This is a genomic window from Rhodopseudomonas sp. AAP120, from assembly GCF_001295845.1.
Classification (GTDB): domain Bacteria; phylum Pseudomonadota; class Alphaproteobacteria; order Rhizobiales; family Xanthobacteraceae; genus Rhodopseudomonas.
The window spans coordinates 1-2517 of sequence record NZ_LJIC01000007.1; the positions used below are offsets into that span (position 1 = coordinate 1).

General features: G+C 64.1%; 3 protein-coding genes. 1 reads left to right on the top strand and 2 read right to left on the bottom strand.

Annotated features, from left to right (window positions below):
* Positions 1-127: 127 nt before the first annotated feature.
* Together IP86_RS00600 and IP86_RS00605 are read right to left on the bottom strand one after the other, a co-directional pair.
* Positions 128-493 (bottom strand): nuclear transport factor 2 family protein, encoded by a 366-nt coding sequence (locus IP86_RS00600; protein ID WP_054160632.1) that lies wholly within the window; start codon positions 491-493, stop codon positions 128-130.
* A gap of 82 nt (positions 494-575) precedes the next feature.
* A complete protein-coding gene (locus tag IP86_RS00605) occupies positions 576-1313 on the bottom strand; it encodes an SDR family oxidoreductase (protein WP_054160633.1) in 738 nt (245 codons plus the stop codon).
* 104 nt (positions 1314-1417) lie between these two features.
* On the opposite strand from IP86_RS00605, the gene IP86_RS00610 reads away from it, so the two are divergent.
* A complete protein-coding gene (locus IP86_RS00610) occupies positions 1418-2320 on the top strand; it encodes a LysR family transcriptional regulator (protein WP_197279580.1) in 903 nt (300 codons plus the stop codon).
* Positions 2321-2517: the final 197 nt, after the last annotated feature.

A 2517-nucleotide genomic window follows, 5' to 3' on the forward strand; every position in this document is an offset into this window, starting at 1 on the left:
GTCGCCGTTGAGGGCTTCGTAGTTGTTCTTTTCGGAGGTCAGTTGCTCGTAGAGGTCGGTGCCGTCCGGCGATGCAGGGAGCAGGCCTGCGGCGGGGCGTTTGTCGTTCCACCGAAATCCCTGGCCTTCATTGCCGATCCAGAAGCACCCAGAGTCGGGCGATCCTGTCGCCGGAGAACTCTGCAGCGTCAGACCCGGTGACCGCGACCGGACCGCCGTCCGGTCCAGCCTGCCAACGCAACAAGCCAAGACAATGATGGCCGAGCGCGACGCCGTCCGGCCTGAAAGAGAAATTGGCTCCGAACTGGTCGAGCAGCTTGCCCGCGACGGCGCTGATCGCCTCCCTGCCCGTCACCACGCCGTCAGGCTCGAACATGACGGGATCATCGACGTAGAGCTCTGACAGCGCTTGAGCTCGATGCTCCGGATTTCTTTCGTTGAAGACGCGCTGAAGGTTGGATCGTAGCAAGCGATCATGATCGATATCTGACATGGCATGTTCCCAGTTCTTCGAGATGCCCAGGCGTCCAGTGCAGGCCGATAAGCCGCCGTCGATGGCGAGCGTCGCGCCGGCATCAGACGAGGCGCGAGCCGCCGTCGATGTTCAGAGTGGCCCCGTTCATGAAGCCGTTGGCCATGAGGAAGACGACAGCCGCCCCGGCTTCCTCCGGAGTGCCCAAACGATGCAGCGGCAGCTTCTGCTGCAATTGGGCGACATATGAATCGCGTCCATCGCCCAATGCTTTGCCGAGCAGCGGCGTGTCGATCGGACCCGGCGACAGCGTGTTGACCCGACGCGGGGCGAGCTCCAGCGCCAGCCCGCGCGCCAGCGACTCCATCGCCGACGAGGCTGCGGCGAGCACGGCCGTCCCGTAGCCGTTGGGGCGGTCTCCGAGAGCGCCCGAGATGAAGGTGATCGAAGCGTCGGGCGCGAGGCGGTCGCCCAAGGCGCGCAGGATGTGGACAGCGGCCCACACGCGCTCGTCGAACGCCCGATGCAGCCGGGCAAGATCGGCTTCGAGAACCTTGCCGACCGCAAAGCTGCCGGCGAGCAGCACCAGATGATCGACATGTGCGACGCCGCTGAGGGTCGCCTCGATCGTATCTGGGCGGGTGACGTCCGCACTTAGCCATCCGGCCAAACCATGTTCGGCAGCAATTTGGGCCGCGCGCGCCGGGTCCGATCCGAGCACGGTCACCTCGGCTCCGGCCGCCTTCGCCTGGAGCGCGGCCGACAGGCCGATGCCGGATGTGCCGCCCACGATGAGGACTTTTTGACCCTCGAGGGGGCTGGATTGCAATTGGTTCGTCATCTGTCGAAACTCCTGAAAGCCCCGGTTTGGGGGCCTAGAGCTTGGATTTACAGGCACGCGACCGCATTGATAATCGGCCCCGCTTTCGCTTTACTGATGCCATGGTGGCACAAATCGGTTTGGAGCGGCTCACGGGGCTGATCGCCTTCGCGCGGGCAGCCTCGCTGGGCAGCTATACGGCGGCGGCACGGGCGCTCGGCGTGTCGCCATCGGCGGTCAGCAAAAGCGTTCAGCGGCTCGAACAGCAGTTCGGCCTTTCGCTGTTTACCCGGACGACGCGGTCGCTCATGCTGACGCCCGAGGGGCGCGACCTCCACGAACGCGCAATGCGTTTGTTGCGTGAGGCCGAGGAAATTGAGCAGGCGGCGCTGGCGACACGCGCCGAGCCGAACGGCACAGTCCGGATTGCTGCTCCCCTGCCGATCGGGGTGCACGTCCTGGGGCCCGCCCTGCCGCGTCTTTGCGAGCAGTATCCGCGCTTGCGGATCGACCTCCGGCTCGCAGATCGCTTCATCGACGTCACCGAGGAAGGCATCGACGTGGCTATCCGCGTCGGCGATCTTGCAGATACGCGTCTGCTCTCGAAGAAACTGGGACTGCATCGGCTCTGCGCCTATGCGGCTCCATCTTATCTGGAGAAATTCGGAACACCCCAACATCCGGATGAGCTGTCTCGTCATCGATGCGTCAACTTCCGCTTCCAGAGCTCGGGGCAGCCGCTGCGATGGCCCTTTCTGATCGATCGGGAGATCGTGGAGTTTGCTCCTGATGCAGCTATCACGGTCGACACCAGCGACGCCGTTTCTGCCGTCCTGATCGCAGGTGGCGGCATCGGCATCTCCGCGACCTACATCGCCGCTCCGCATGTGGCGCGAGGTGAACTCGTGCCCATCCTTGAAAACTACGCGCTAGACCGTTCGTCGGTGACAGCCGTCTGGCCCGAAAGCCGGCGCCACAGCCCGAACGTGAAGGCGGTTCTCCACTTCCTGACAGAACTTTGGCGATGATATCGACGCTCCAATGAGATCGCTGCCGAATTTTCAAGCGCAGACAACCCGCCCTCAATGAAAATCCCGTGACGGCGGCAGGATGCGGACGTCGCGGGGGTGGCGATGGCGCTGGGCGGGGGCGTCGGGGGTGTCGCGGCGGTCGCCGTTGAGGGCTTCGTAGTTGTTCTTTTCGGAGGTCAGTTGCTCGTAGAGGT

What these genes read in the sequence shown, in the direction of transcription:
- IP86_RS00605 (WP_054160633.1), bottom strand. Translation starts at nt 1,313, where the DNA reads ATGACGAACCAATTGCAATCCAGCCCCCTCGAGGGTCAAAAAGTCCTC.
- IP86_RS00600 (WP_054160632.1), bottom strand. Translation starts at nt 493, where the DNA reads ATGTCAGATATCGATCATGATCGCTTGCTACGATCCAACCTTCAGCGC.